Origin of the sequence: Streptomyces sp. UH6 (assembly GCF_013421635.1) — a bacterium.
GTDB classification, from domain to species: domain Bacteria; phylum Actinomycetota; class Actinomycetes; order Streptomycetales; family Streptomycetaceae; genus Streptomyces; species Streptomyces abyssomicinicus.
In genome coordinates this window covers 1-5,676 of record NZ_JACADT010000326.1, presented here as the reverse complement: position 1 = coordinate 5,676, position 5,676 = coordinate 1, and the positions used below count along the sequence as shown (strand labels likewise).

At 70.8% G+C, this 5,676-nt stretch carries 4 protein-coding genes; 2 read left to right on the top strand and 2 right to left on the bottom strand.

The genetic code is table 11. The features are described from left to right. Positions 1-73 precede the first annotated feature (73 nt). Positions 74-691 carry a hypothetical protein gene (locus HW445_RS16670; protein WP_180221810.1) on the bottom strand — a complete coding sequence of 206 codons (618 nt, stop codon included), beginning with the start codon at positions 689-691 and terminating at the stop codon, positions 74-76. A 346-nt stretch (positions 692-1,037) separates the two neighbouring features. Then, positions 1,038-3,848, bottom strand: a complete 2,811-nt coding sequence (gene secA / locus HW445_RS16665; protein ID WP_180221809.1) for a preprotein translocase subunit SecA — start codon at positions 3,846-3,848, stop codon at positions 1,038-1,040. Positions 3,849-4,162: 314 nt separating this feature from the next. On the opposite strand from secA, the gene HW445_RS16660 reads away from it, so the two are divergent. Both HW445_RS16660 and HW445_RS16655 read left to right on the top strand, forming a co-directional pair. After that, on the top strand, positions 4,163-4,774 hold the full coding sequence (locus tag HW445_RS16660) for a GNAT family N-acetyltransferase (protein WP_180221808.1): 612 nt from the start codon (positions 4,163-4,165) through the stop codon (positions 4,772-4,774). Positions 4,775-4,887: 113 nt separating this feature from the next. Further along, a partial coding sequence (locus HW445_RS16655) for a DNA glycosylase AlkZ-like family protein (protein ID WP_257231114.1) occupies positions 4,888-5,676 on the top strand: 789 nt, incomplete at its 3' end.

Here is a 5,676-nt window from a genome sequence, read left to right as displayed (position 1 = left end):
GCCGGATACACGGGCCACAGGCGGGCCGTACAGACGGGCCCGACGGACAGCGATCGGACCCCGCACCGCGCCGTCAGCCGGGCAACGGCGCCGTCTCCCGGCGGCCCGCCACCCACGCCGCGACACACCCCGCCGCCACCAGATGGCACACCCCCGGCACCCACGCCCACCCGGTCAGCTCCATCGGCGGGTCCAGGGCCGAGGCCAGCAGGAAGACGGCCACCAGGTGCAGGGAACCCGCACCGGCCAGGAGGCCGGCGACGAAGCCGTCGTGGAAGACGAACCTCCGGCACACCAGCGCCACGGCCCCGCCCAGGGCCGACAGGGCCAGCGTGAACACGACCGCAGCGGCGAACCGGTCGGCCGCCGCCCGCGAGAGGTCCACGTGCGACGAGGCGTCCCCGAGGGTCCGCACGCCCGTCGTCACCAGGACCGCGCACACCAGGAGCAGGACGCCCCCCGCGACCAGACGGACCCGCGGGCCCCGCGCACCCACCGTCAGCCCCACCAGGAACACGCACTCCACCAGCCCGGCGAAGTGCCTGACGTACTCGTACGCCACCGGATGCGTCGCACCGCGCACGTCGTCCGTCACGTACGTGATGTCGAAGCCGACCAGCGGCATCCCGTTGAGCTGCCGGGTCCACACGAACGCGCCCGCCACCACCGCCAGCAGACACGACAGCCACACGCCTGCCCGCCACACCCCGCCGCCCGCCACGACGCGTCAGGCCGACAGCGGCCGCGCGGTCTCCCACCGCACCGCCGCAGGACCGTCCACCCGCTCCGCGGCGGACCCCGACACCCGCACCGGGCACGCCCGCGGCACCCGCGGCGGCACCGCGCCGGTCCGCCACGCCGTGGCCGTCCCCCGATTTGTCATGGACCGCAGAATAGCCACCGCCCTGGTGGCCGCGGGCCGGAACGGCGAACGCGAAGGGGCCGGGCGCTGTCCGCGCCCGGCCCCTGTCGTTCACCACCGGTCGTTCACCACCGGTCGTTCACCGCTTCGCCGTCACCGGCCCGCGGCGGCGACGTCACTTCTTGCGGCGACGCCCCGAGGACTTGGCCTGCTTGCGACGCTCGGCGCGGGTCAGGCCGTCCGCGGCGGACCGCACCGGCTCACCGTCACTGGTGAAGTCGCCCTCGACGACCCCGCCCTCGCCGTCCACCGTCGGCGCCGAGAAGTGCAGCCGGTCCGGCCGCTGCGGCGCGTCCAGCCCCTTGGCGCGGATCTCCGGGCGGGCACCCGCCGGAACCGCGTTCTCCTTCGACAGCGACGGCGCCTCGTCGGAGACCGGCACCTCCTCGACCTGCTGCTCGACCTGGACCTCCAGGTTGAACAGGTAGCCGACGGACTCCTCCTTGATGCCCTCCATCATGGCGGTGAACATGTCGAAGCCCTCGCGCTGGTACTCGACCAGCGGGTCCTTCTGCGCCATCGCGCGCAGGCCGATGCCCTCCTGGAGGTAGTCCATCTCGTAGAGGTGCTCACGCCACTTGCGGTCCAGGACCGACAGCACGACCCGGCGCTCCAGCTCACGCATGATCTCCGAGCCGAGCTGCGTCTCACGCGCCTCGTACTGCTCGTGGATGTCGTCCTTGATGGACTCGGCGATGAAGTCGGCGGTCAGACCGGCACGCTCGCCGGCCGCCTCCTCCAGCTCCTCGACGGTGACCTTCACCGGGTACAGCTGGCGGAACGCGCCCCACAGACGGTCCAGGTCCCAGTCCTCCGGGAAGCCCTCGGCGGTCTCCGCGGAGACGTATGCGTCGATGGTGTCGTTCATGAAGTGCTGGATCTGCTCCTGCAGGTCCTCGCCCTCCAGCACGCGGCGACGCTCGCCGTAGATGACCTCACGCTGGCGGTTGAGCACCTCGTCGTACTTGAGGACGTTCTTGCGCGCCTCGAAGTTCTGCTGCTCGACCTGCGACTGCGCGGAGGCGATGGCACGGGTGACCATCTTGTTCTCGATCGGCACGTCGTCCGGCACGTTCGCCATGGACATCACGCGCTCGACCATCTGCGCCTTGAACAGGCGCATCAGGTCGTCGCCCAGCGAGAGGTAGAAGCGGGACTCGCCCGGGTCGCCCTGCCGGCCGGAACGACCGCGCAGCTGGTTGTCGATACGACGCGACTCGTGCCGCTCGGTGCCGAGGACGTAGAGACCGCCGAGGCGCTCCACCTCGTCCTTCTCCGCCTTGACCGCGGCCTCGGCGCGCTCCATGGCGGCGGGCAGGGCGGCCGCCCACTCCTCGATGTGCTCCTCGGGGTCGAGGCCCATCTGCCGCAGCTCGGCCTCGGCGAGGTCCTCGGGGTTGCCGCCGAGCTTGATGTCGGTACCACGGCCGGCCATGTTGGTGGCGACCGTCACGGCGCCCCGGCGACCGGCCTGGGCGACGATCACCGCCTCACGCTCGTGGTGCTTGGCGTTCAGCACCTCGTGCTGGACACCGCGCTTGGACAGCTGCTGCGACAGGTACTCGGACTTCTCGACCGAGGTCGTGCCGACCAGGATCGGCTGGCCCTTGGTGTGCTTCTCCGCGATGTCGTCGACCACCGCGTCGAACTTGGCGACCTCGGTGCGGTAGATGAGGTCCGACTGGTCCTTGCGGACCATCGGCCGGTTGGTCGGGATCGGCACCACGCCGAGCTTGTAGATCTGGTGGAACTCGGCGGCCTCGGTCATGGCCGTACCGGTCATGCCGGAGAGCTTGCCGTAGAGGCGGAAGAAGTTCTGCAGCGTGATCGTGGCGAGCGTCTGGTTCTCGTCCTTGATCGGCACCCCTTCCTTCGCCTCGATCGCCTGGTGCATGCCCTCGTTGTAGCGGCGGCCGGCGAGGATACGGCCGGTGTGCTCGTCGACGATCATGACTTCGCCGTCGATGACGACGTAGTCCTTGTCCTTCTTGAAGAGCTCCTTGGCCTTGATGGCGTTGTTCAGGTAGCCGACCAGCGGGGTGTTCACCGACTCGTAGAGGTTGTCGATGCCCAGCCAGTCCTCGACCTTCGCGACACCGGACTCGTGGATCGCGACGGTGCGCTTCTTCTCGTCGACGTCGTAGTCGCCGGTCTCCGAGACGCCCTTGAGCGGGTTGCCGGGCTCACCCTTCTTGAGACGGGTGACCAGCTTGGCGAAGTCGGCGTACCACTTGGTGGCCTGGTCCGCCGGACCGGAGATGATCAGCGGGGTACGGGCCTCGTCCACGAGGATCGAGTCGACCTCGTCGACGATGGCGTAGTTGTGGCCGCGCTGGACCAGCTCGTCCTTCGACCACGCCATGTTGTCGCGCAGGTAGTCGAAGCCGAACTCGTTGTTGGTGCCGTAGGTGATGTCGCAGGCGTACTGCGCGCGGCGCTGGGCCGGCGTCATGTTCGCCAGGATGCAGCCCACGGTCAGGCCCAGGAACTTGTGGACCCGGCCCATCATCTCGGAGTCGCGCTCGGCCAGGTAGTCGTTCACCGTGATCAGGTGGACGCCCTTGCCGGAGATCGCGTTCAGGTAGGCGGGCAGGGTGCCGACGAGGGTCTTGCCCTCACCGGTCTTCATCTCGGCGACGTAGCCGAGGTGGAGGGCGGCGCCGCCCATCAGCTGCACGTCGTAGTGCCGCTGGCCGAGGACGCGCTTGGCGGCCTCGCGCACGGTGGCGAACGCCTCGGGGAGCAGGTCGTCCAGGCTCTCACCGTCCTGGTACCGCTGGCGGTACTCGTCGGTGAGGGCTCGCAGCTCGGCGTCGGAGAGGTTGACGAAGTCCTCTTCGATGGAGTTGACCTGGTCCGCGATGCGGTGCAGTTTGCGCAGGATCTTGCCTTCGCCTGCACGCATGATCTTCGAGAGGACGGACACGGGGGCTGGTCTCCTTGCCGGTCGGGCCTGGGACGGTCGCTTGCTGGTACTCGCTTGCCTAATACGTGTGAGCAACGGCCATCGTATGCGAGGACCCCGCCGCGCCGGGAGGTCTGGCCTCGCCCCGGTGGAGCGGAGAACTCCGCGGCCGACGGCCGCCGTGAGCTGCTCCCAACAGGACACAACGTGTGGGAGTGTCCGATAGTGCCGCGCCCGGTGACCGAATTGCCCGACATCTCCACCTCTCGTGCCGCGATATCACTGTGGGCGAAAATCTGCTGGCCACCCACGACACCGGACCGCACAATCGGGCGATGGAGCCGGTCATCCTCACCACCGAACGCCTGATCCTGCGCCCGCTCGGCCCCGCCGACGCGGGGGCCGTCTTCGCGGCCTGCCAGGACCCGGAGATCCAGCACTGGACCACCGTGCCCTCGCCCTACCTCGCCGAGCACGCGCGGGGATTCGTCAGGGAGATGGTGCCCCAGGGCTGGGCCGGGGACACCGAGTACACCTTCGGGGCCTTCCTCGCCGACGAGAACGGCGGCGGCCGGAACGCCGAAGGCGGGCACGGCGACGGCGGGCACGGCGACGGCGGTGCGCGGGCCGAGGGCCCGCTGGCGGCCTGCCTGGGTCTGATGAGGCGCGGCCCGGGCGTCCTGGAGCTCGGCTTCTGGTCCGTGAAGGAGCACCGGGGCCGCGGCCTGGTGACCGAGGCGGCCCGCACCCTGTGCCGTTGGGGTCTCACCGACCGGAAGGCCGCCCGCGTCGAATGGCGTGCGGAGGTCGGCAACACGGCCTCCCGAGCGGTCGCCGACCGCTGCGGTTTCGTGCACGAGGGCACCCTGCGCCAGGCCCTGTTCAGCCGGGGCGGCCAGCGTGACGCCTGGATCGCCTCCCTGATCCCCTCGGACCTGACCGGCTGATCCCCGGACCTGACCGGCCGTCCCCCGGCCCCGTCCGGCCGATCCGCCGGCTCTGACCGGCCGATCCGCCGGCCCGGGAAACGGCTGTCGGCGGGGCCCTCTAGGGTGCCTCCATGGCCGTCATGTCTGCGCGTTCTCGTCCCCGTCCGGTAGCCGAGCTCTCCGCCGACGAGGCCAGGCGCACAGCCCTGCGCGCCCAGGGGCTGCTGGGCGCGCCGGACCGCCGCGGTGGCGTCCGCGGCATACTCCGCCACCTCGGCGCGGTCCAGCTGGACACCATCTCCGTGCTGGCCCGCTCCCACGAGCTCGTCCCCTACGCCCGTCTGGGCGCCGTCGGCCGCGGGCCCGTGGAGTCGGCGTACTGGAGCAAGGACCGCGACGGCCGCCCCCACTCGTTCGAGTACTGGTCGCACGCCGCCTGCGTCCTGCCCATCGAGGAGTGGCCGCACTTCGCCTTCCGCCGCCGCGCCTACCGCGCCCGTCCGCACTGGAACCACGAACTGCCCCAGGGCGCCTACGAGCAGGTGATCGAGCAGCTGCGGGCGGAGGGGCCGCTGACCGCCACCGAACTGGGCGGGGCGAAGCGCACCTCCGAGTGGTGGGACTGGTCCGCCTCGAAGGTCGCGGTGGAACGGGCCCTGATGTACGGCGAGGTCGTCTGCGTCGAGCGGCGCGGCTGGAAGCGCGTCTACGACCTGGCCGAACGCGCCGTCCCCGGCGACCTGCTCCACGACGACGTGGACGACACCGAGTGCGTGCGCCGCCTGGTCGTGCAGGCCGGCCGCGCCCTGGGCGTCGGCACCCGTTCCGACATCGCGGACTACCACCGGCTGAAGGGGGACCAGGTCGACGCGGTGATCGAGGGGTCGGGCCTGGTGCCGGTCACCGTCGAGGGCTGGGGC